Origin of the sequence: Rathayibacter sp. VKM Ac-2856 (assembly GCF_013205055.1) — a bacterium.
In the GTDB taxonomy this organism is placed as follows: Bacteria; Actinomycetota; Actinomycetes; order Actinomycetales; family Microbacteriaceae; genus Rathayibacter.
The window spans coordinates 332,878-355,036 of record NZ_JABMLF010000002.1 but is presented as its reverse complement, the minus strand read 5'-3'; the positions used below and the strand labels follow the sequence as shown (position 1 = coordinate 355,036).

Here is a 22,159-nt window from a genome sequence, read left to right as displayed (position 1 = left end):
GGCCGGGGCCCGACGGAGGGCTCGACCGACGCCCAGGCGGCGTGCACGCCGGGAATCTAGGGTGAGCGGATGACCTCCTGGAGCGCCGCAGACATCCCCGACCAGACCGGCAGGACGTTCGTCGTCACCGGTGCCAACAGCGGCCTCGGCGAGGCGACCGCGCGGGCGCTCGCCCAGCACGGCGCGCGCGTGGTCCTCGCCTGCCGCACCGTGGAGAAGGGCGAGCGGGCGGCCGAGCGGATGGGCGGCGACGTCGTCGTGCGCCGGCTCGACCTCGCCGACCTGTCCTCGGTGCGCGAGTTCGCCGAGGCGACCGGGCCGATCGACGTGCTCGTCAACAACGCGGGCATCATGGCGGTGCCCGAGGGGCGGACGAAGGACGGCTTCGAGCTGCAGTTCGGCACGAACTTCCTCGGCCCGTTCGCGCTGACCGGGCTGCTGCTGCCCCGGATCGCCGACCGCGTGGTGTCGCTCTCGAGCCTCGCTCACCGCTTCGGCACCCTCGACTTCGACGACCTGAACTGGGAGCACCGCCGCTACAGCGCGTGGCCCGCCTACGGGCAGTCGAAGCTCGCCGACCTCGTCTTCTCGTTCGAGCTGCACCGGCGCCTGCGCCGCGCCGGCTCGAGCGTCGGCTCGATGGCCGCGCACCCGGGCATGTCGCTGACCGAGCTGCACACCCACGCCGCCTCGGGCCAGGGCGCGCTGATGGGCGCGCTGATGCGCACCGTCGGGCAGAGCGGCGACGAGGGCGCGCTGCCGACGCTGCTCGCGGCGACCTCGCCGGAGGCGCGCTCCGGCGCCTTCTACGGACCGAGCGGCCTCGGCGAGGTGCGCGGGGCTCCGCGCCAGGTGAACCCGAACCGCGCCGCCCGCGACCGCGACACCGCGCGCCGCCTCTGGGACAGCGCGGTCGAGCTGACGGGGGTGTCGCCGCTCGACGCGAGCTGAGCGGCGGCTCGTCGGAGGCGTGTCGGGGCGGGCGTCCGCGGACACCCACCTGCTGGGCGGCCCGGCTCCTCCGTACACTGGCGAGCGCGCGCGAAGCCGCCGCCGGACATCGAGGAGCATCGTGGCAGCACGACGAACGACCGCCGCCGCGACCCTGCACGACGTGGCGCGGGCGGCCGGGGTGTCCCTCGCCACCGCGTCGCGCGTGCTCAACGGCAGCGCCCGCAAGGTGCAGGGGGAGTACCGCGAGCGGGTCGAGGCGGCCGCGACCGCGCTGGGCTACTCCGCGAATCCGGCCGCGCAGGCCGTCGCGCGGGGGACCACGTCGACGATCGCGCTGCTCGTCAGCGACATCACCGACCCCTACTTCTCGGGCATCGCCTCCGGGGTGATCGCCGCCGCCGACGCGGCGCGCCTGGACGTGCGGATCGCCGTCACCGACCGCGACCCGGACCGGGAGCTCGCGCTGGTGCGCTCGCTGCGCGGCGGGCGACCGCGGGCGATCGTCCTCGCGGGCAGCCGCTTCGCCGCCGACCGCCACCGCGACGCACTGATCGCCGAGCTGCAGGCCTACGAGGCGGCCGGCGGGCGGGTCGCGATGATCAGCCAGGGCGGGCTGCCGTTCCCGTCCGTGCAGGTGGACAACCGCGCGGGCGCCCGGGCGCTCGCGGCGGCGCTCGCCGAGGCCGGCTACCGGCGCTGCGCGATCGTGCGCGGTCCGGAGGCGGTGCTCACGTCGTCCGACCGGGTCGAGGGCTTCCTCGAGGGGCTGTCCGCCGCGGGGGTGGACGTCGATCCGAGCCTGATCGTCGAGGCGCCGCTCACCCGAGACGGGGCCTTCGATGCGGCGGGCGCGCTGCTCGCGGAGCGCGCGGGTGACATCGACCTGGTCTTCGCGGTGACCGACCTGATGGCGGTCGGCGTCGCGTCCGCGATGCGGGCCGCCGGGATCGAGCCGGGCGCGCAGACCGGTGTCGCGGGCTTCGACGACGCGCCCCTCGCGGAGGACGTGCACCCCGGCCTCAGCACCGTCGCGGTCCCGCTCGCGGCGCTCGGCGAGCGCGCCGTCGCCGCCGCCCTCGGCGAGGACGCCGACGGCACCGCGGTCGAGCTGCCGACCCGCGTCGTCCTCCGCGCGAGCACCCCGCCGCGCCGCTAGCCGCCCCTTGCTGGTCGAGTAGCGCGCAGCGCGTATCGAGGCCCACGTCTGCACACGTCGGATCTCGATACGCCCGCTGCGCGGGCTACTCGATCAGCATGCATCGCCCGCTGCGCGGCCGACGCGATCAGCATGGGGCGCCCGCTGCGCGGCCGACGCGACCAGCAGGGGGTGCCCGCTGCGCGGGCTCGTCGGTCAGCGCGTCACCTTTGCTGGTCGAGTAGGGCGCAGCGCGTATCGAGACCTCACGTGTGCACACGTCGGATCTCGATACGCCCGCTCCGCGGGCTACTCGATCAGCATGGGGCGCCCGCTGCGCGGCCTGCGCGATCGCGCAGCGGCGCGCGATCGGACGCGGAACGGGGTCCGGCGCACCTGCGGGGCCCGCTGCGGGTCCACTCGCGCTGAGGTGCGCTTGCGAGTGGACGCGGAGCGGGGTCTGATCGCGGCGTGGGGCCCGTTGCGCGTCCGGTCGCGCAGGCGGCCTGATCGCGTTGCCCGCGCAGAGGTGGGAAAGCGCTTGCCCGGAGCGCAGTCGCGCGACTAGCATCGGGGAAAACGCTTCCCCTCCTCCGAAAGGCGCACCGTGTCAGAGTCGACCACCCCCACCCTCGGGATCATCCTGAACGGCGCCTCCGGCCGGATGGGCTACCGCCAGCACCTCGTCCGCTCGATCCTGGCGATCCGCGAGCAGGGCGGCGTGCTGCTCTCCGACGGCACGCGCGTGCAGGTCGAGCCGCTGCTCGTCGGCCGCTCCGAGGCGAAGCTCGCCGAGCTCGCCGGCAAGCACGGCCTGACGAACTGGACGACCGACCTCGACGCCGCGCTCGCCGACCCGAAGTGGCAGGTCTACGCCGACTTCCTCGTCACCAAGGCGCGCGTCCCCGCGATCAAGAAGGCCATCGCCGCAGGCAAGCACATCTACACCGAGAAGCCCACGGCGGAGTCCTACGCCGAGGCGCTCGAGATCGCCGAGCTGGCCAAGGAGGCCGGCATCAAGAACGGCGTCGTGCACGACAAGCTCTACCTGCCCGGTCTGCAGAAGCTCAAGCGCCTGATCGACTCCGGCTTCTTCGGCCGCATCCTCAGCGTCCGCGGCGAGTTCGGCTACTGGGTCTTCGAGGGCGACTGGCAGGCCGCCCAGCGCCCGAGCTGGAACTACCGCAGCGAGGACGGCGGCGGCATCATCGTCGACATGTTCCCGCACTGGAACTACGTGCTCGAGAACCTCTTCGGCCCCATCGAGGGCGTCTACGCCAAGGCGACCACGCACATCGAGACCCGCGTCGACGAGAGCGGCGCGCCCTACACCGCGACCGCCGACGACGCGGCCTACGCGATCTTCGACCTCGCCGGCGGCATCACCGCGCAGCTCAACTCCTCCTGGGCCGTCCGCGTCGACCGCAAGGAGCTCGTCGAGTTCCAGGTCGACGGCACCCTCGGCTCGGCCGTGGTCGGCCTGTTCGGCGCCAAGATCCAGCCGCGCGTCGCCACCCCCAAGCCCACCTGGAACCCCGACCTGCCCGAGACCCACGACTACGCGCAGGACTGGCAGGAGCTGCCCGTCAACGACGTGTTCGAGAACGGCTTCAAGACCCAGTGGGAGCAGTTCATCCGCCACGTGGTCGAGGACGCCCCGCACGAGTACGACTTCTTCGCCGGCGCCCGCGGCGTGCGCCTGGCCGAGCTGGGCCTGGAGTCCTCGCGCGACGGCCGCCGCATCGACGTCGCCGCGCTCGACGCCGCCGCGGACGCCGAGGCGCTGGCCCAGGCGGGCGCCGTCCAGTGAGCGGGCTGACCCTCCTCGGCGCCGACGGCGCGACCCGCACGATCGAGCTGCTGCCGGCTCCGGCGCACACCCGTCCGATCGCCCCGCTGCGCTCGCGCACCGCCTACGCCGCCGCGCACGTCGTGCCGCTCGTGCACGGCGAGAACCGCCCCGGGCACCCGGCCCAGATCGACTGGGACGCCACGCTCGGCTTCCGCCACCACGTCTGGTCCTGGGGCCTCGGCGTCGCCGACGCGATGGACACCGCGCAGCGCAACATGGGCCTGGACTGGACCGCGACGCAGGAGCTGATCCGCCGCAGCGCCGCCGAGGCCGCCGCGGTCGGCGGTGCGCTCGTGGTCGGGATCAACACCGACCAGCTCACCGAGGACGTGGTGCCGCTGGACGCCGTGATCGACGCGTACGTCGAGCAGCTCGCCTTCGCCGAGGACGCGGGGGCGGAGGTCGTGCTGATGGCCAGTCGCCACCTCGCCCGCGCCGCGGAGACCGCCGCCGACTACGAGCGCGTCTACGCCGCCGTGCTCGCGCGCGCCACGAAGCCGGTCGTCCTGCACTGGCTCGGGACCGCCTTCGACAGCGTGCTCGAGGGCTACTTCGGCGCGGTCGACCCGGTCGACGCGTTCCCGGTGGTGCAGCGGATCATCGAGGACAACCTCGACTCGGTGCGCGGCATCAAGATGTCGCTCCTGGACGCGGACGCCGAGATCGCGCTGCGCTCCCGGCTGCCCGAGGGCGCGACGCTCTTCACCGGCGACGACTTCAACTACGTCGGCCTGATCGAGGGCGCCGAGGACGCCGACGGCACCCGGCGCTGGTCGGACGCGCTGCTCGGCGCGTTCGCCGCGCTGGCGCCGAGCGCCTCGGCCGCGATCCAGGCGCTGGACGCGGGCGACGTCGCCGAGTACCGCCGCGTGCTCGGCCCGACCGAGGCGCTCTCGCGCCAGGTCTTCGCCGCGCCGACGCAGTACTACAAGACCGGCGTCGCCTTCCTCTCCTGGCTGAACGGCCACCAGCCCGCCTTCTCGATGGTGGGCGGGCTGCACTCCGCGCGCTCGCTGCCGCACCTCTCCGAGATCGTCCGGCTCGCGAACACGTCCGGCGCGCTCGAGCGGCCGGAGCTGGCCGCGGACCGCTGGAGCGGGCTGCTCGCGTTGAACGGCGTCGAGATCCGCCGCGCGGTCGAGGCGGCGCACGCGTGAGCGCCGTCGACCCGCGGCTCTCGCTCAACCAGGCCACGATCAAGCACGCCTCGCTCGCCGAGGCGCTGGACACCACCGTCGCCGCCGGGATGACGGCGATCGGCCTCTGGCGCGAGCCGGTCGCCGAGGTCGGTCTCGAGGAGGCCGTGCGCCGGGTCGCCGACTCGGGCCTGCGCGTCTCCTCCCTCTGCCGCGGCGGCTTCTTCACCGCGCCCGAGGGTCCGGAGCGGCGTGCCGCGATCGACGAGAACCGCCGCGCGATCGAGGAGACGGCGGCGCTCGGCGCTTCCGCGCTCGTGCTCGTCGCGGGCGGTCTGCCGGCCGGCTCGCGCGACGTCGTGGGCGCCCGCGCCCGCGTGCAGGACGCGCTGGCCGAGCTCGCCGACGACGCGGTCGCCGCGGGCGTGCAGCTCGCGATCGAGCCGCTGCACCCGATGTACGCCTCGGACCGGGCCGTCGTCTCGACCCTCGGCCAGGCCCTCGATCTGGCCGCGCCGTTCGACGCGGCCGCGGTCGGCGTCGTCGTCGACACCTTCCACATCTGGTGGGACCCGCAGGTCCTCGCGCAGATCGCGCGCGCCGGAGCGGAGGGCCGCATCGCGAGCTACCAGGTCTGCGACTGGGCCACTCCGCTGCCGGCCGACGTGCTGCTCGCCCGCCGCTACCCCGGCGAGGGCGTCATCGACTTCGGCTCGCTCACCCGCGCGGTCGTCGAGGCGGGCTACACCGGCGACGTCGAGGTCGAGATCTTCCACCAGGAGGTCTGGGACACGGCGTACCCGGAGGTGGCGGAGCGCGTCGTCGCGTCGTTCGCCGAGTGCGTGTCGCCGCACCTGGGCTCGCGCCCCTGAACTCCCGGTCCGCCGGCGCTGGAGGGTGAGCGGCGGACCGGGAACCCCTTCCCGCGGGGAGCGGGCGGGCTGGGCGTCTGTGGGGGCTCGGCTCCTGTGGTCGCCCGGCCCCCCTGCCCGCTCAGGCCCCGCGCCCGCTCAGCTCCAGGGCAGGTCGAGCGCGTCGAACGTCGTCTCGCGGCGCAGCGCCTCCTGCAGGGCGTGCTCGATCCCGTCGACCACGCGGTGCCGGCCCTCGATGTCCTGCACCTCGCGCCAGGCGTCGTCCGGCAGCGCGCGCGGCGACGGCGCCGCCATCACCGCGTCGAGCAGGCGCAGGAAGCCACCGGTGCGCTCGAGCCCGGCGTGCAGCGGGGTGCCCAGCTCGCGGGCGGCGAGGAGTCCCTCGAACGGCGTGATCCGGTCGTACTGCAGGGTCCGCGGCGGCAGGTCCTCGCGCACCAGCTGCACGACGTCGAGCGTGTAGTAGAAGCGGATCGTCCCGCGGGTGCCGACGATCTCGACGGAGGGCTCCTCCGGCCGCTCGGCGCAGAGGGTGACCGCGGTCGTGACCCGGAGCCCGTCCGCGAGGGTCAGCACGGCGACCGAGGTGTCGTCGGCCTCGATCTCGTTCGCGCGCCGCAGGTCCAGGCGCACGTCCACGACGTCCTCGAGCCGGTCCGCGCCGGCGATCGCCAGCGCGGTCGCGGTCGCGTGCGAGAACGGGTTGGTGAGGACGCCGTCCGCCACGACCGCTCCGTCGAGGGTGCGGCGGCCGGCCCAGCGGGAGCGCGACCAGTAGCGGTCGTCGCGGACCCACGCTCCCGTGGCGCCGTAGCGCACCACCTCGCCGATCTCGCCGTCGGCGACGGCCGCGCGGATCGCCGGGATCGCGGAGGAGCCCAGGCTCTGGAAGCCGACCTGCACGAGCGAGCCGGTCGCCGCGGCGCGGTCGCTGATCGCGGTGAACTCGGCGAGCGAGGCGGCCGGCGGCTTCTCCAGCAGGACGTCGTTGCCGTGGTCCATCGCCCCGAGCGCGATCGCGGCGTGGGTGTGGATCGGGGTGCTGATGATGATCAGGTCGGTGCCGCCGGCGGCGAAGAGGCCGTCCGCATCGGGGTGGTGCGCGACGCCGTCGGGGAGGAGTCCGTCGACCGGGGGCCGCGGGTCGGCGACCCCGACGAGCCGGACGCGCTCGTCGCGGTGCGCCGCGAGGACGGCGCCGAGGTGAGAGGCGCCGTAGCCGCCGATGCCGACGAGTCCGATCCGCGGGATCATGCGCGGGCCTTCGAGCGGGGGCGGATGCGGTCGTGTCGTCTGGGCTGCATGGTCCGGCCAGCGTAACGGAAAGCGGTTACCCGCGACCAGAGGGGTCGATGATCGTCATGCCCGCCGGGCTCGCGGTGTCGAAGACGGGCAGCAGCCGGGCCGCCTCCTCCAGCCCGATCGTGCGCTCGATCAAGCGCTGGGGAGCGAGCACGCCCTGCTCGATCAGGCTCAGCATCCCTGGGTAGTCGCGCGCGGCCATCCCGTGGCTGCCGAGCACGTCGAGCTCCCAGGCGATCACGCGCGCCATCGGCACCCGGGGGTGGCCCTCGACGGGCGGCAGCAGGCCGATCTGCACGTGCCGGCCGCGGCGGCGCAGGCTGAGCAGGGCGTCGGCGCAGGTCTGCTCGCTGCCGACGGCGTCGACCGAGACGTGACTCCCGCCGCCGGTCAGCGCGTGCACGGCGGCCGGCAGATCGCGGCCGTCGGCGAGGAGGACGTGCTCGGCGCCGACGCTCGCGGCGACCTCGAGGGCCCCGGCGTTCCGGTCGACCGCGATCACCCGGGCGCCGAGCGCGTGCGCGACCATCACCGCGCTGAGGCCCACGCCGCCCGCCCCGATCACGGTCACCCACTCCCCGGGCAGGACGCGGGCGCGGCCGACCAGCGCCCGGTACGCCGTGGCGAAGCGGCAGCCGAGACTCGCGGCGGTGGCGGCGTCGACGCCGTCGGGGATCGCGACGAGGTTCGTGTCGGCGGCGTGCAGCGCCACGTACTCGGCGAAGGAGCCCCAGTGGGTGAAGCCGGGCTGCTCCTGATCCGGGCAGACCTGCGCGTCGCCGCGGAGGCACCACTCGCAGCGGCCGCAGCCGCAGACGAACGGCACGGTCACCCGGTCGCCGACCGCCCAGTTCCGGACCCCCGCGCCGACCTCGGCGATGACACCGGCGAGCTCGTGCCCCGGGACGTGCGGGAAGGCGATGTCGTCGTGGCCGGCCCAGGCGTGCCAGTCGCTCCGGCAGAGCCCGGTGGCCTGCACCCGCACGACGACGCCGTCGGCCGGCGCGACCGGCGTCGGGACGTCGCGGACCTCCGGCTCGCCGCGGACCGAGTCGAGGACGAGAGCGCGCATGCCCTCATCCTGACAGCGCGACGGGGATCCGCCCGGGAGACATGAAGGCCCACGCTCTCGCGTGGGCCTCGGAAGTGGAGCGCCGCAGGCGACGCGTCCGGGGTCGACGCTAGCAGTCGTCGGCGCCGAAGCGGAGGTCGGTGAGGGAGACGAAGTGCCAGCCCTGGCGGCCGTCGTGCTGGGTGTAGGTGAGGGTGCTGCCCGAGGGGAAGCGGGTGAAGCGGAAGGTGTCGGAGCGGGTGACGCCGGCCGTCGTGAACTCGTTCCCGGTCATGCGGCGGAACGGGTCGGCGAGGGTGCCCTTGCCGGCGCCGGTGTTCGAGCCGACGGTCGTGATCGAGGTCGGCTCGGTGCTGAAGCCGACGGCATCCCAGTAGGTGGGGACCCACGAGTTCGCGTCGGTGTTCGAGGTGATGTCGAAGATCGTCAGCTGGAAGTCGACCGGGTGGAACAGCGCGCCGTCGGCGTCGCGGAACTCGAAGGTCAGGGTCTGCGCGTCGGAGCCGGGGCTGGGGAGGACGGCGAGGTCGCCCTCGCGGCGCTGGTTGAGCACGAGCGCGCCCGCCGGGCCGAAGCCCGCGAACGAGTACTCGGAGGGGACGCCGCCGGGGGCGTTGCCCGCCCAGCCCGAGCCGTTCTGCGTCATGTTGTAGCGCGTGCCGCCGGAGAGGTCGACCGTGCCCGCGGCGAGGGCGGAGGTGATGCGGATCGTCGAGGTGCGGCCCGAGGCGGAGGTCGCGGAGAGGGTCGCCGGGTTCCCGCCCGAGTCGGCGGCCGCGAACCGGGTGATGCTCGTGCAGGGGGCGGTGGACGCGGCGGCCATCGGGGCGCCGGCCGCGACGGCGATCACCGGGACGGTCCAGAGCGCGGTCGTGGTGAGCGAGCGGCGGGAGAGGCCGGGCGCGATGGAGCTGGTCATGGCGGGGTCCGTTCGGGTGCGGAGGCGGGTGGTGCGGGGCGGGTGCTGCGGAGAGGTGGAAGGGCCGGTCGACGCGGCGGAGTGGCGGGGCGTGGTGCAGCGCGGCCGCTCAGCGGCCGGCGTTGTAGTGGTTCTGCACCTGCGTCTGGGTCAGCGCGGTCGAGTAGACGGCGGCGTAGCGCAGGCTGCCGGAGAAGGAGGCAGGCCCGACGTTGGTCCAGGAGCCGCCGAGGGTGTCGTAGCCGATCTTCCAGTAGCCGTTGCTGGTCTCCGCGGTGCGGAAGGCGGTGTTGCCGGCGACCCTGGCGCCGTCGAGCCAAAGGGTCATCCCGCCGGTCGGCGAGAGGGTGGAGACGACGTGGTGCCAGGCTCCGTCGTTCACCGGGTTCGGGCTGGTGATCGACTGGACGCCGTTGTTGTAGATGCCGAAGACGAGACGGCCGTCCGCGCCGACGTAGGTGTGCCGGTCGTACTGGCTGCCCGCGGTGTCGCGGCTGGTGTTGAAGCTGAAGAGCTTGCCGCCCGCGACCGTGGTCTTGAACCAGATCTCCGTGCTGAAGGTGGTCGGGTTGCTCACCAGCATCGGCGTGCTGAGGTAGCCGTTCGTGCCGTTCAGCAGCCAGGAGCCGCCGGGGTCGCGCGGGCAGGCCTTCGGGGTGGCCGCGGAGCTGGTCATCGCCGGGCGGTAGGTGCCGGCGCGGTTGCTGTTGCCGGTGGAGGTGTCGGGCGCAGTGGTCGATGTGGTCGCCTGCGCGAGCGTGTAGGAGAAGAGCGCGTCGCCCTTGTCCGCGGCGTACGCGCTGTCGCAGGTGAAGAAGGCGGCGGCGCTGCCGACGGTGTTGTTCGAATTGCGGATCGAGGCGACGTAGGCGCCGGAGGTGGCGGGGGCGAGGAAGAGGACGGCCGAGAGGGCGGCGACGACGAGCGCGGCGAGAGTGGCGCGGAGGCTGCGGGGCGCGGCGGCGCGCTCGCGGCGGTGGCGGCTCATCGTGCGGTCTCGGGCTCGGTGGGCTGCGTGGGCTGCGTGGGCTGCGCGGGCCGAGCGGGCCGTGCGGGCGCGGTGGCTCCGGCGGCGGCCTCAGCGGGCTGCGCGGTCTCGGACTCGGCGGGCTCGGCCGTGCGGGCGCGGCGGCCGTGCTCGCCGCGCGGCTCCGCCTCGGCGGGGAGGCCGACCAGCACGGTCCAGAGGACGGGGGCGGCGCAGAGGGCGCCGAAGACGATCCAGCCCCAGAGCGGCAGGTGCAGCGCGGAGGAGACGTTGTAGAAGTCCTCGCCGTTCGCGGGCACCTGGATGCTGCCGACCTGGCCGGAGACGAGATCGACGTGCGTGCCGCCGACCGCGGTGACCCGGATCGGGAGCATGCCGACCGAGACGAGCGAGGCGTCCGTCTGTCCGTCCTCGACGGTCGCCTCGAGGACGACGATCCCGACGAACGGGCGGAGGACGAAGACCGTGAAGGACGCGACGAGCGAGATCCCCAGGACGCGCATCGCCGCGCGGTGGGTGGGGGAGGAGAGCAGGCGGGTGAGCAGCAGGACGAGGACCGAGCCCGCGAGGAGCATCGGCAGGCCCTTCGCGAGCCAGCCGGCGCCGGGGAGCGCGACGACGACCTTCCCGATCAGCTGCTCGGCGCCGGTCGCCCAGGGGTCGGTCGCGCCGTTGATGTCGCCGCGGGTGACCAGGGCGCCGTCGTCCGCGAGGTCGACGACGCGGTGGGTGTAGGTCTCGTCGGGGGTGGTGGAGGGGTGGAAGCTGACGACGTCGCCGACCTCGATGTCCTCGAGGGCGGTCGGGGCGGTGAGGACCAGGGTGCCGACGGGAGCGGCGGTGCCCATCGACGGCGTCTGGACGATGAACCAGCGTCCGCCGGAGGCGTGGAAGAGGAAGGCGGCGAGGACGAGGGCGGCGATGAGGGCGGTGACGGTCCAGGTCGCGATGGTGCGCAGGCGGGTGGAGCGGGGGCGGGAGTCGGGGGCGGTGGGGGTGGAGACGGGGGAGGAGGAGACGGGGATCTCGAGGGCGGTGGTGACGGGGGCGGTGGACTCCGGCTCGGGGGTCTGCGCGCGGCGGGTCTGCAGGGTGGTCACGGGGTCCACCTCCTCGGCGGGGAGGGGGCCGCCCAGGCGGCGGCCCCCGGTGTGCGGGTGTCGGGTGTTCGGGTGCTGTGGGGGGGGTGGTGCGGGTGGGGCGGGTGCTTCGGGGGAAGCGGTCTTCGGGTGGATCTCGATACGCCCGCTGTGCGGGCTACTCGATCAGCATGGATCGCCTTGCGAGCCGATCGATCAGCAGGGGCCCGGGCGGGGTGCCCGGGCCGTCGATCAGCTGGCGAAGGTCCAGGTGAGGGGGAGCGAGGCGGAGAGGCCCTGGTAGGTGTTGCCGGCGGAGGAGTCGAGCGTGACGGCGATGGTGAAGGGGGTGCTGGTGCCGGCGGTGACGGGGGCGGTGGCGAGCGACTTGGCGGCCGAGCCGGCGAGCGCGGCGGCGGTGCCGCTGTAGACGGTGGTGCTGCCGGAGGTGATGACGACGTTCAGCTTGGAGCAGAAGTCGGTCGCGGTGCCCGAGGAGCCGGCGGCGGCGTTGGCCGACTGCGCGCAGGTGGCGCCGGGGGTGAGGGTGAAGGTGTTGGCCGAGACGGTGCCGGCGTTCTTGATCGTGATCGAGGTGCTGACGGTCTGGCCGGGGATCATCGTGGTCGATCCGCCGAACTTGTTGATGGTCGAGCAGGTCGCGGTGTTGGTGCTGATCGAGCCGCCGTCGGTGCTGAGGCAGGTGACGGGCGTGGTGCCGGTCGACTTCTCCTCCATGACCAGCGAGCCGGAGGCGGCGGTGTTGTTGGTGTTGGTGATGCTGGCGACGAAGCCGGACAGGGTGCCGGACATCGAGACCGACAGGAGGGCCGCGGCGGCGACGCTGGTGGCGAGGACGAGGGGGGCGAAGCGGACGCGCTTGCGGGGAGCGGCGGTGTGGTTCGACATGACAGGACTCCTGATCGGGTACAAGGTGAACTGCCGTGCAGTTCGCTGTGGGGTTCTTACTGGCTTGTCGAGTAAGTTACTTGATGGCAAAGATACTTTGCAATTGTTCGAATACCCCCTGTTGTAGGTACATCCGGTGCAGCGCCGGCGGGCCTGCTCCGATCCGCGAGGAGGCCCCCATGGATCCCGAGAACGCACACCTCGACGACGGCGGCGATCAGCCCGCCGGAGCGGCGCTCCGCCACGCCCTGCGGCAGCTCGAGACCGCGCAGCGCCACCTCCGCAGCGCCGTCGCCCTCGACGTCGGAATCGGGATCTCGGAGCTGAGCGCGCTGGAGGCGCTCGCCGAGGAGCCCGGCCTGACGCCCAAGTGGCTGGGGCTCGAGCTGGGCCTGACGACCGGCGCGGTCACCGCGCTGCTCGACCGCCTGGCCAAGGCCGGGCACCTCGACCGGCTGGCGAATCCGCAGGACCGCCGCAGCGTCCTGCTCCGGCTGACCGACTCCGGCACCGCGCTGCTCGCGGCGGTCGACGAGCGCTACGGCGCGGTGAGCGCCGAGGTGCTGCGGGCGTCGCCGCGGCTGGCCGAGGCCGAGGTCGTCGAGGACCTCGCCCGGGCCGCGGCGGTCATCACCGCGCAGACGATCGGCTGAGCGGGGTCCGGCTCGCAGGGATCGGACCTCCGCGGGTCAGCCCTGCGTCGCGCGGTCCTTGCTGATCGACCACAGGTTGCGGCTCGCGGTGCGCTCGTGGTCGAACACGGTGACCAGCGCCTGGATGAGCGCGATGCCGCGACCGGACTCGGCGAACGCGTCCGGCATCTCCCGCGGTCCGGTGTCGACGCCGGGCGGGTCGGCGGTGTCGATCAGCTCGGCGCGGAGCACGTCGTCGTCGACGGTGACGACGAGGCGGCAGAGCACCGCGGTGGTCGAGACGGCGTGCTGGATGACGTTGGAGACGAGCTCGACGAGCGCCGTCTCGAACTCCATCCGGTCGCGCGCTCCCACGTCGGAGCGCTCGGTGAAGAGCGAGTCGAGCATGTCGTGCACGAGATCGATGTCGTCCGGCGGCGTCCGGAACGCGAGGGTGCGCTCAGTCACGGTACGCGTCGCCGGCCGAGGCGTAGCCGACGAGCACGCGGTCGAGATTCGAGAGCTCGAGCACCATCGAGACCTGGGGGCTCGGAGCGGCGATCCGGAGGTCGCCGCCGGCCTGGCGGGCGCTCTTGAGGCAGGCGACGAGGGCGCCGAGCCCGGACGAGTCCATGAAGCTGACCCCGCTCAGCTCGACGACGACGCGGGAGCCGCCCTCGTCGATCGAGCGGCGCACCACCGTCCGCAGCTCCTGGGCGGCCGCGAGGTTGAGCCGGCCGGCCGCGGTGATGACGGCGACGCCGGGGGCGATCGTCTCGGTGCTGAAGGTCATGCGTGCTCCTGCTCGGTCTCCGCCGCGCCGGACGCGGGGAGGGGGACCTCGTGCGTCCGCGTCACGAGGAGGGCGGTGATGTCGTCGATCGCCCGGCCGGAGCGGGCGAGCGCGCTCAGGGCGGTGAGGAAGCCGATGGCGCCCTCGGAGGTGCGGACCAGGTCGGCCGCCTGCACCAGCGACTGCAGCGTCCCGTCGAAGAGGTCGAGCACGCCGTCGGTGAAGGAGACCAGCGAGTCGCCGACCGCCAGATCGACCGTCTGCGTGACCCAGCCGCCGTCCTCGGTGATGCCCAGGGGGAGGCCGAGCGCGGCGAGCCGGTGGAACGTGCCGTCGGCGCGGAGGAGGACGGTGAGCCCGTGGCCCGCGTCGACGAAGTCGAGGCGCCCGGTCGCGGTGTCGAGCCGGCCGTGGAGGAGCGTGGCGAAGGTCTCGGTCGCCGAGAAGTCGGGCTGCAGCTGCTCGCTGACCGCCGAGACGACCTCGTCCGGAGCGCCGCCGGCCCGGGCGCGGAACGCGGCGCGGATGCCCGCGGCGAGGATCGCGGCCCCGGTGCCCTTGCCCATCACGTCGACGAGGGTCAGGTCGACGACCGCCTCCGTCGCGGTCCAGCTGTAGAAGTCGCCGCAGATCTGCCACTTGGGCAGCGAGGCCCCGGCGAGGTCGTAGCCCGCGGGGTGGCGGAACGCGGCGGGGGCCAGGCGCGCCTGCACGTCGGCGGCGCGGTCCCACTCCGCGGTGTCGCGCAGCTCGCGCTCGACCCACTGGCCGAACTCCTCGAAGAGGAGCTCCTCCTCCGGGCTGAGCGCGCGCGGCACGAAGTCGAGCAGGCAGAGCGTGCCGAGCTGCAGGCCGTCGTCCACCGTCAGCGGGCGACCGGCGTAGAACTGCACGTGCGGCGGACCGGAGACGTGCACGTTCTGCGCCCACGCGCCGTCGGCGGTGAGGTCGGGGACGACGAGCGTGCTGCGCTTCTCGAGCGTCGCGTCGCAGAACGTCCCCGCGCGGGGGTAGGAGACCGGCCCGTCGGGCTGCGGCGACTTCGTGAAGAGCGTCGTCTCGTCGAGGATGTGGATCTCCGCGACCGGCACGTGGAAGAGCTCCTGCGCCATCCGCGTGATGCGGTCGAAGCGCTCCTCGGGGCCGGAGCCCATCAGGCCGAGCGCCTCGATGGCGGCGGCGCGCCGTGCCTCGAGGTCCTGCGCGTCCGCCGGCGCCTCGGCGCCCGGCGACGGGTCCTGCGTGGTCTGCTGCGACATCGTTCCCCCCGGTCGGTCAGGAGACGGCGTCGCGCCCCCGCGAAGACGGTATCGCTCGATCCGCCCCCGTTCAGGGCTGGAGCCCGTTAGTCCCCCGGACGGGGGTCATGCATCCGCGACAGCACGAAGATTGCACTCTCGACCGCAGGGTGCAATGATGCACGGTATGCAAGAGAGCGCGACCACCACCCGACGCGATCAGCGCGCCGCCGAGCGCCGCAGCGCGCTGGCCCGGGCCGCTCGCGAGCTGACGATCCGGCACGGCTTCTCCGGGTTCACGGTCGAGGAGCTCTGCGAGGAGGTCGGCATCTCGCGCCGCACCTTCTTCAACTACTTCCCGAGCAAGGAGTACGCGATCGTCGGCCGTCCCGAGGAGGGGTTGGACGACGACAGCGTCGCCGCGTTCCTCGAGCGCCGGCCCGGCGTCTCGCTGCTCCAGGCCCTCGTCGCCCTGGGCGCCGTGCACTTCGCCGCGATCGGGCTGAACGCCGACAGCGTGCGCGAGTTCGTCGCCGTCGCCGATCGCGAGCCCCAGCTCCTCCAGGCCCTGCTCGACGTCGGCGCGCAGCGCGACCTGCTCGTCGCCGACCTGGTCGCGCGCCGCGAGGGCCTCGACCCCGCCGATCCGGCCGTGCTGCTCGCCGTGCAGACCGCCGGCACCGTCGTCCGCAGCGCGGCCGGCGCCTATCTCGACTCCGACGGCTCCGTGCCGCTCGAGCGCCTCGCGCAGGACCGCATCGCGGCCGTGACGCGCCTGCTGCTCGGCTGACCCGGCCGCTTCCCGCCGACCCAGTCCGCCGCCCCGAGCCCTCCCGCCCCCTCACGCCCCACCCGACCCCGAGGACGCCATGACCGCCACCGCCCCTCCGCTCCTGCTCACGCAGCGCCGGATCTGGATCATCTTCTCCGCGCTGATCGCCGGCATGCTCCTCTCGAGCCTCGACCAGACGATCGTCTCGACCGCGATGCCCACGATCGTCGGGCAGCTCGGCGGCGTCGAGCACCAGGCCTGGATCACCACGGCGTACCTGCTCGCGACCACGATCGTGATGCCGATCTACGGCAAGTTCGGCGATGTCCTCGGCCGGCGCACGCTCTTCCTGATCGCCATCGCGCTGTTCACCCTGGCCTCGGTGGGCTGCGCGCTGGCGGGCGACTTCTGGTCGTTCGTCGTCTTCCGCGCCCTGCAGGGCCTCGGCGGCGGCGGGCTGATGATCCTGTCGCAGGCGATCATCGCCGACATCGTCCCCGCCAACGAGCGCGGCAAGTACATGGGCCCGCTCGGCGCGGTCTTCGGTCTCTCCGCCGTCGCCGGTCCGCTGCTCGGCGGCCTCTTCGTCGACCACCTCACCTGGCAGTGGGCGTTCTACATCAACATCCCGGTCGGCATCGCGGCCTTCGCGATCGCCTGGTTCGCGCTGACCCTGCCGAGCAAGCGCGCGACGAAGCGGATCGACGTCCCCGGCGTCCTGCTGCTCTCGATCGCCACCACCTGCCTGATCTTCTTCACCGACTTCGGCGGCGACGCCGCGCACGGCTGGGGCGCGCTCGAGACCTGGGCCTTCGGCGCCGGGCTCATCGCGGCCGTCGCCGGCTTCATCTGGGTGGAGTCGCGGGCCGAGGACCCGATCATCCCGCTGAGCCTGTTCCGCAATCCGATCTTCGTGAACGCGACGGCGATCGGCCTCACCCTCGGCCTCGGCATGTTCTCCGCCATCGCCTTCGTGCCGACCTTCCTGCAGATGGCCTCGGGCACCTCCGCCGCCGCCTCCGGGCTCCTGATGCTGCCGATGATGGCGGGCCTGATGGGCACGTCCATCTACTCCGGCATCGCGATCTCCCGGACGGGCCGCTACAAGGCCTACCCGACCGTCGGCGCTCTGCTCACCGGCCTCGCGATGGCGGCGATGACCACGCTGACCGCCGAGACCCCGATCCCGCTGATCTGCGTCTACCTCTTCTTCTTCGGCGCCGGTCTCGGCCTGATCATGCAGGTCATCGTCCTGGTGGTGCAGAACGCCGTCGCACCCGAGATGATCGGCACGGCGACCAGCACGAACAACTACTTCCGCGAGGTGGGCGCGTCGCTCGGCGTGGCCGTCTTCGGCACGATCTTCACCAACTCCCTCGCCGAGAAGCTGACCACCGTGTTCACCGACGCGGGCGTCGCCGACGTCGGCGGGGCCACCGCGACGCTCGACCCGCAGGCGCTGAGCGCCCTGCCGGACGACGTCCGCGACGGCGTCGTCCGCGCCTACGCCGAGTCGCTGGCGCCGGTGTTCTGGTACCTGCTGCCCTTCATCGCGATCGCCTTCGTGCTCGCGCTGCTGCTCAAGCAGATCCCGCTGTCCGACCAGTCCGGCATGGTCGCGCGCGGCGAGGCCGTCGGCGGCGAGGAGGCGGAGCGCCTGCACCGCGAGAGCCTGGCGGCGCCTGCGGACGCGGTGCCGTCCGCAGCGTCCTCGTCGTCGTCGGAGGCTCCGGAGGACGCGCGCGCCGAGCGCTGAGGCGGCGGCGGTGATCAGGCCGGCAGCAGGCCGATGATCGCCGCCATGACGAGGATCGTCACCAGCTCGTGCGTGATGTTCAGGATCGTCAGCTTCGCCGGGCGGCCCTCGAACGCGTCGTGGGTGATCATCCGCGCGGCGGTGAAGCCGACGAAGAGGAACAGCCCGGTGATCAGCGAGTTCGCGAACCAGCTGCCGCCGTAGAAGGCGTGCGCGATGTCGACGCAGCCGGCCAGGACGAGCGCGGTGACCAGGCTGACCACGAGGGTGACCAGGATCGGGACGAGCGGGCTGCGGCTGCTCATCCGCTCCCGGCTGATGCCGGCCAGCCGCATCCAGAGCGTGCCGAAGACCTTCGGGGTGTACCAGATCGACCCCACGATCATCGTCGACAGGGTGGCCAGGGCGACCGCCCACGGATTGATGTCGGGGACCACGGCGGCCGCCTCTCTCGGAGTCCCGGCCGCGCGGGGATCGCGGCGGCGGCGGGTGCGCTCACCCTAGTGGCGCGCCGCGTCCCGAACGCGGCCCCGCGACCGGACCCGGAACGGGCCCCGGCCCCCTCGCAGCCCCCGTTCCCCGTCCACTGGCAGTCGGAGCGGCACGCGAGTGGACGGAAACCGGGCTCTGCTTCGCGCGCAGGCTCCGGTTCGGGTCCGTTCGCGTCCGGACCCCTGCTCAGCTCCGGCTCGTGGATTCGGCTCCGGCTCGTGGATTCAGCTCTGGCTCGTGGATTCGGGCCGTTCCGGTGTGCCGAGGCTGGTTTAGCGTGCCGGAGGTCCGTCGGGGTGAGCTCCGGCTCGTGGAATCGTCTTCGGCTCGTGGAATCGGGCCGATTCGGCGTGCCGAGGCTGGTTTCGCGTGCCGGAGGTCCGTCGGGGCGAGTTTCGGCTCGTGGGATCAGCTCCGGCTCGTGGAATCGGGCCGATTCGGCGTGCCGAGGCTGGTTTCGCGTGCCGGAGGTCCGTCGGGGCGAGCTCCGGCTCGTGGAATCAGCTCCGGCTCGTGGAATCGGGCCGATTCGGCGTGCCGAGGCTGGTTTCGCGTGCCGGAGGTCCGTCGGGGCGAGCTTCGGCTCGTGGAAGCAGCTCCGGCTCGTGGAACGGGCCGATCCGGCGTGCCGAGGCTCGTCTCACGTGCCGGAGGTCCGCAGGGTGCGACGGCGGGCGACGGCCCCGCCCGCGCAGAACGCCAGCACCAGCAGGCCGAGCACGACGAGCGCGGCGGCGAGCCCCAGCGCCGGCGTGACGACCACGATCCCACCCGGCGAGAACGTCGATCCCGAGAGCGGGGCGTAGGCGAACCAGCCGAACGACGCCTCGCGGCCCGGGGCGGTGGCGCCCACGACGATCCCGACCACGACGAGCAGCACGCCCGCCGCCGGTGCGATCCAGCGCCTCATGCCCATGCCCCCACGCTACGGGGCGGGCGCCGGACCGCGGGCGCCGGTTACGGCGAGACCATCCCGCCGTTGACGTTCAGGGTCTCCCCGACCACGTAGCTCGACTCCGCCGACGCGAGGAACACGTACGCGGGCGCCTGCTCGGCCGGCTGCGCGGCGCGGCCCATCGGGGACTCGCTGGAGCCGAACTCGGGCAGGCTCTCCGGGTCGACCCCGGCCGTCACCTGCAGCACCGACCAGGTCGGGCCCGGCGCGACGACGTTGACGCGGATCCCCTTCGCCGCGAGCTGCTGCGCGAGCCCCTTCGAGAGGTTGTTGATCGCACCCTTCGTCATCGCGTAGTCGAGCCGATCCGGCGCGGGGGAGTGGGCCTCGGCGGAGGCGGTGTTGATGATCGTCGAGCCCGCCGGGAGGTGCGGGAGCGCCGCCTTGATGATCCGGAACGGCGCGAAGACGTTGATCGCGAAGGTCGTCTCGAACTGCTCGTCGCTCAGCTCCAGCACGTCGTCCTGCCAGACCTGCTTGCCCGCGACGTTGACGATTGTGTCGAGCCCGCCGAGCCCCTCGACGGCCTTCTCGACCAGGTCGCGGCAGTACTGCGCGTCGGTCAGGTCGCCGGGGATCGTCACGGCGGTGCGGCCGGCCGCGCGGATCAGCTCGACGACGTGCTGCGCGTCCTCCTCCTCGTCGGGGAGGTAGGCGAGGGCGATGTCCGCCCCCTCGCGGGCGAAGGCGATCGCGACCGCGGCGCCGATGCCGGAGTCGGCCCCGGTGATCAGCGCGCGGCGGCCGGTCAGGCGGCCGGTGCCGCGGTAGCTGTCCTCGCCGAGGTCCGGGACGGGGGTCATCCGCGACTGCAGGCCGGGCTCGGGCTGCTGCTGGACCTGCGGGGTCACGTTCGGGTACTGCGTGGCGGGGTTCGTGAAGGTGTACTGGTCGGGCATCGGGTCCTCCGGACGTCGTCGAGCGGGCGGGCCGGCGCGGTTCCGCGGTCCCGGCTCTCCTCGAACGCTAGCCGCGGGTCATCGGTCGGCGGAGGCGCTTGACGGCCGTCCCGATCGGCGTACGACGTCTGCGGTCCACCCCCGGACGATACGGTCGACCTCATGCCGTCCCGCACCGTCTCCGCCGAGAAGCGCCGCCTGGCCATCTCCGCGTTCATGCTCGTCTTCGGCATCGGGATGGCCTCCTGGGTCGTGCGGACCCCGGCCGTCCGCGACCTGCTCGCCGCGTCGACCGCCGAGATGGGCCTCGTCCTGCTCGGGCTGTCGGTCGGCTCGATGAGCGGAGTGCTCTCCTCGGCCGCCGTCGTGCGCCGGCAGGGGGTGCGCCTCACCGTCGTGATCGGCGGGGCGTCCTTCGTCGCCGGCATCGCGCTGACCGGCGTCTTCGCCGAGCTGTCCTCGGCGTTCGGCGTCGCCGCGGGTCTGGCGCTCGTCGGCTTCGGGATCGGCATCTCCGAGATCGCGCTCAACGTGGAGGGAGCGGCGCTCGAGACGCTCACGGGCCGCTCGATCCTGCCGGCGCTGCACGGCTTCTACAGCCTCGGCACCGTGACCGGCGCGGTCGCCGGCATCGGCCTCACGGCGATCGACTTCCCCGTGGTCTGGCAGCTCGTCGGAGTCGCGGTCGTCGCCCTCGCGCTCCTGCTCGTCGTCATCCGCTCGATCCCGGTGGAGACCGGACGGGTAGAGCGCGCGGTCGCCGGGGCCCCGCGCGAGAAGGTGCGCTCGGTGCCGGTCTGGCAGCAGCCGCGCGTGCTGATGCTCGGTCTGATCGTGCTCGCCCTGGCGCTCGCCGAGGGCTCCGCGACCGACTGGCTGCCGCTGCTGATGGTCGACGGCCACGGTGCCTCGGCGACCGTCGGGACCGTGGTGTTCACCGCGTTCGCCGCGGCGATGACCGTGGGCCGCTTCCTCGGGACGCCGCTGCTCGCCCGCTTCGGCAAGGCCACCGTGCTGCTCGCCAGCACCCTCGTCTCGGCGGTCGGGATCGGGATCGTCGTCTTCGCCGACAACGCGGTGGTCGCCGGCGCGGCCGTGGTGCTCTGGGGTCTGGGCGCGGCGCTCGGCTTCCCCGTCACCCTCTCCGCCGCGGGCGAGAGCGAGGACCCGACCTCCGCCGTCGCCGCCGTCGCGACCGCCGGCTACATCGCCTTCCTCGTCGGCCCGCCGCTGCTCGGCTTCCTCGGCGAGCACTTCGGCCTCCGCGGCGCGATGGCCGTCGTCCTCGTCCTCGTCGCCCTCGCGTCGCTCCTCACCTCGGCGGCGAAGCCCCGCGAGCGCGTCCCCGCCTGAGGTCCGTCCGCCCACCGGAATCGGCGGGTCTCGATACGCCCCTCCGGGGCTGCTCGACCAGCATGACCGGCCGGACCCCTGCGGATCGCGGACCCGCGCGGCGGGCCCCTTCATGCTGATCGCGGCCCCGCGCGGCGGGCCCCTTCATGCTGATCGCGGCCCCGCGCAACAGGCCTGTCCGTGCTGATCGCGGCCTCGCGCAGCGGGCCCGTCCGTATTGATCGCGGACCCGCGCGGCGGGCCCCTCCATGCTGATCGAGTAGCCCGCGCAGCGGGCGTATCGAGATCCACGCGCAGGCACCGGTGTCACGCAGTCGCGTCGGCGATCCTCCTCGGAAGGCCTCGGCCTTCGATCGCGCGCTCCGGCGGCCCTCGACCGGTCCGGCGCGAAGGGCAGCACCCCTCCCCACGTGCACTTCAGCGCCGTCTCTCCACAGTCAGCGCCTCCGCCTCTCGGCGGTACGGACCTGAGCAATACTCTCCTTGCTGCAGGGCCGAGCGCCCGACTCTCCTCCGCCGCTCGCCGCCCTCCACCGGAAGGCATGCGCGATGACCCACCCCCACGACGAGCTCCCGCTGCGGATCACCGAGCGCTTCGCCCTGCCCGACGGCCGGGTCGAGGTCAGCGCCTGGTCGGCCCGCGACCCGGAGCAGTGCGAGCAGCAGCTGCGCACCCGGGCCGGCCGGGCCGGTCCGGTCGGCGACCCCGGCCGTCGCCTCCACCTCGTCCGCCCGCCGCTCGTGCGGATCGAGGAGCGGATCGACGACGTCCTTCAGCCGATCGACCCGCTGCAGCGCGCAGTGGTCGACGTCCGCTGGCGGACGGCCCTGACCCGTTCGCGCCGCGCGCCCTGGCTGCGCCGCCTCGTCGGCCCATCGGATCTCCCCGTGACCGAGCCCCCGGCGGACGTCGCCCGCTGGACCGAGCGGCGTCCATCACCGGAGCGCCCGGCCGATGGGGAGGAGGGCCTGATCGGCGCGTGACCGCCTCGGATCATGCCGGGGAAGAGCGCCGCCTCCGGCAGCGGTTCACCCGATCCGCCGGTCC

22 protein-coding genes are annotated in these 22,159 nt (G+C 73.5%); 10 read left to right on the top strand and 12 right to left on the bottom strand.

The genetic code is table 11. The annotated features are described in order from the left end of the window. Nucleotides 1-69 precede the first annotated feature (69 nt). The 5 genes from HQQ82_RS08690 to HQQ82_RS08670 all read left to right on the top strand — a co-directional run bounded on the left by HQQ82_RS08690 (nt 70) and on the right by HQQ82_RS08670 (nt 5,949). A complete protein-coding gene (locus HQQ82_RS08690; RefSeq protein WP_173232642.1) occupies nt 70-951 on the top strand; it encodes an oxidoreductase in 882 nt (293 codons plus the stop codon). Between the two features lie 121 nt (nt 952-1,072). After that, nucleotides 1,073-2,110, top strand: a complete 1,038-nt coding sequence (locus HQQ82_RS08685; RefSeq protein WP_367947884.1) for a LacI family DNA-binding transcriptional regulator — start codon at nt 1,073-1,075, stop codon at nt 2,108-2,110. Nucleotides 2,111-2,753: 643 nt separating this feature from the next. Beyond that, nucleotides 2,754-3,899, top strand: a complete 1,146-nt coding sequence (locus HQQ82_RS08680; protein ID WP_173232974.1) for a Gfo/Idh/MocA family protein — start codon at nt 2,754-2,756, stop codon at nt 3,897-3,899. Continuing rightward, nucleotides 3,896-5,098, top strand: coding sequence for a DUF993 family protein (locus tag HQQ82_RS08675; protein ID WP_173232641.1), 1,203 nt, complete (start codon nt 3,896-3,898; stop codon nt 5,096-5,098). Before HQQ82_RS08680 ends, HQQ82_RS08675 begins: the two co-directional genes overlap by 4 nt. Beyond that, complete coding sequence (locus HQQ82_RS08670) at nt 5,095-5,949, top strand: sugar phosphate isomerase/epimerase family protein (protein WP_367947883.1); 855 nt, start codon at nt 5,095-5,097, stop codon at nt 5,947-5,949. The genes HQQ82_RS08675 and HQQ82_RS08670 overlap by 4 nt, the downstream gene beginning before the upstream one ends. A gap of 138 nt (nt 5,950-6,087) precedes the next feature. Here the strand turns inward: HQQ82_RS08670 and HQQ82_RS08665 are convergent, their stop codons facing one another. The 6 genes from HQQ82_RS08665 to HQQ82_RS08640 form a co-directional block, all read right to left on the bottom strand. After that, on the bottom strand, nt 6,088-7,206 hold the full coding sequence (locus HQQ82_RS08665) for a Gfo/Idh/MocA family protein (RefSeq protein WP_173232640.1): 1,119 nt from the start codon (nt 7,204-7,206) through the stop codon (nt 6,088-6,090). 76 nt (nt 7,207-7,282) lie between these two features. Next, nucleotides 7,283-8,326, bottom strand: coding sequence for a zinc-dependent alcohol dehydrogenase family protein (locus tag HQQ82_RS08660; protein WP_173232639.1), 1,044 nt, complete (start codon nt 8,324-8,326; stop codon nt 7,283-7,285). Between the two features lie 109 nt (nt 8,327-8,435). Beyond that, nucleotides 8,436-9,245, bottom strand: coding sequence for a hypothetical protein (locus tag HQQ82_RS08655; protein WP_173232638.1), 810 nt, complete (start codon nt 9,243-9,245; stop codon nt 8,436-8,438). A 109-nt stretch (nt 9,246-9,354) separates the two neighbouring features. Then, the gene (locus tag HQQ82_RS08650; protein WP_173232637.1) at nt 9,355-10,233 is read right to left on the bottom strand and encodes a LamG domain-containing protein; all 879 of its coding nucleotides are present in this window, start codon (nt 10,231-10,233) and stop codon (nt 9,355-9,357) included. Next, nucleotides 10,230-11,333 carry a S26 family signal peptidase gene (locus tag HQQ82_RS08645; RefSeq protein WP_173232636.1) on the bottom strand — a complete coding sequence of 368 codons (1,104 nt, stop codon included), beginning with the start codon at nt 11,331-11,333 and terminating at the stop codon, nt 10,230-10,232. The genes HQQ82_RS08650 and HQQ82_RS08645 overlap by 4 nt, the downstream gene beginning before the upstream one ends. A 231-nt stretch (nt 11,334-11,564) precedes the next feature. After that, nucleotides 11,565-12,221, bottom strand: a complete 657-nt coding sequence (locus tag HQQ82_RS08640; RefSeq protein ID WP_173232635.1) for a hypothetical protein — start codon at nt 12,219-12,221, stop codon at nt 11,565-11,567. 179 nt (nt 12,222-12,400) lie between these two features. Between HQQ82_RS08640 and HQQ82_RS08635 the strand changes: the two genes are divergently transcribed. Further along, entirely contained in the window at nt 12,401-12,874 is a 474-nt protein-coding gene (locus tag HQQ82_RS08635) for a MarR family transcriptional regulator (protein ID WP_173232634.1), read from the top strand. A gap of 36 nt (nt 12,875-12,910) precedes the next feature. Here HQQ82_RS08635 and HQQ82_RS08630 read toward each other — a convergent pair whose 3' ends face one another. From HQQ82_RS08630 to HQQ82_RS08620, 3 genes are read right to left on the bottom strand one after another with little or no spacing between them, the layout of a single operon-like run. Continuing rightward, on the bottom strand, nt 12,911-13,321 hold the full coding sequence (locus HQQ82_RS08630; protein ID WP_173232633.1) for an ATP-binding protein: 411 nt from the start codon (nt 13,319-13,321) through the stop codon (nt 12,911-12,913). After that, a complete protein-coding gene (locus HQQ82_RS08625) occupies nt 13,314-13,646 on the bottom strand; it encodes an STAS domain-containing protein (protein WP_173232632.1) in 333 nt (110 codons plus the stop codon). Before HQQ82_RS08625 ends, HQQ82_RS08630 begins: the two co-directional genes overlap by 8 nt. Continuing rightward, nucleotides 13,643-14,905, bottom strand: a complete 1,263-nt coding sequence (locus tag HQQ82_RS08620; RefSeq protein ID WP_173232631.1) for a PP2C family protein-serine/threonine phosphatase — start codon at nt 14,903-14,905, stop codon at nt 13,643-13,645. Before HQQ82_RS08620 ends, HQQ82_RS08625 begins: the two co-directional genes overlap by 4 nt. 157 nt (nt 14,906-15,062) lie before the next feature. On the opposite strand from HQQ82_RS08620, the gene HQQ82_RS08615 reads away from it, so the two are divergent. Continuing rightward, a complete protein-coding gene (locus HQQ82_RS08615) occupies nt 15,063-15,674 on the top strand; it encodes a TetR/AcrR family transcriptional regulator (RefSeq protein ID WP_173232630.1) in 612 nt (203 codons plus the stop codon). Between the two features lie 79 nt (nt 15,675-15,753). Then, complete coding sequence (locus tag HQQ82_RS08610; RefSeq protein ID WP_173232629.1) at nt 15,754-17,412, top strand: MDR family MFS transporter; 1,659 nt, start codon at nt 15,754-15,756, stop codon at nt 17,410-17,412. Nucleotides 17,413-17,426: 14 nt separating this feature from the next. Here the strand turns inward: HQQ82_RS08610 and HQQ82_RS08605 are convergent, their stop codons facing one another. The 3 genes from HQQ82_RS08605 to HQQ82_RS08595 all read right to left on the bottom strand — a co-directional run bounded on the left by HQQ82_RS08605 (nt 17,427) and on the right by HQQ82_RS08595 (nt 19,758). Continuing rightward, the gene (locus tag HQQ82_RS08605; protein ID WP_173232628.1) at nt 17,427-17,849 is read right to left on the bottom strand and encodes a DUF1761 domain-containing protein; all 423 of its coding nucleotides are present in this window, start codon (nt 17,847-17,849) and stop codon (nt 17,427-17,429) included. A gap of 695 nt (nt 17,850-18,544) precedes the next feature. Then, nucleotides 18,545-18,820 carry a hypothetical protein gene (locus HQQ82_RS08600; protein ID WP_173232627.1) on the bottom strand — a complete coding sequence of 92 codons (276 nt, stop codon included), beginning with the start codon at nt 18,818-18,820 and terminating at the stop codon, nt 18,545-18,547. 41 nt (nt 18,821-18,861) lie between these two features. Continuing rightward, complete coding sequence (locus tag HQQ82_RS08595) at nt 18,862-19,758, bottom strand: SDR family oxidoreductase (RefSeq protein WP_173232626.1); 897 nt, start codon at nt 19,756-19,758, stop codon at nt 18,862-18,864. A gap of 162 nt (nt 19,759-19,920) precedes the next feature. On the opposite strand from HQQ82_RS08595, the gene HQQ82_RS08590 reads away from it, so the two are divergent. Both HQQ82_RS08590 and HQQ82_RS08585 read left to right on the top strand, forming a co-directional pair. Continuing rightward, entirely contained in the window at nt 19,921-21,111 is a 1,191-nt protein-coding gene (locus HQQ82_RS08590; protein ID WP_173232625.1) for an MFS transporter, read from the top strand. Nucleotides 21,112-21,660: 549 nt separating this feature from the next. After that, the gene (locus tag HQQ82_RS08585) at nt 21,661-22,095 is read left to right on the top strand and encodes a hypothetical protein (RefSeq protein ID WP_173232624.1); all 435 of its coding nucleotides are present in this window, start codon (nt 21,661-21,663) and stop codon (nt 22,093-22,095) included. Nucleotides 22,096-22,159 lie beyond the last annotated feature (64 nt).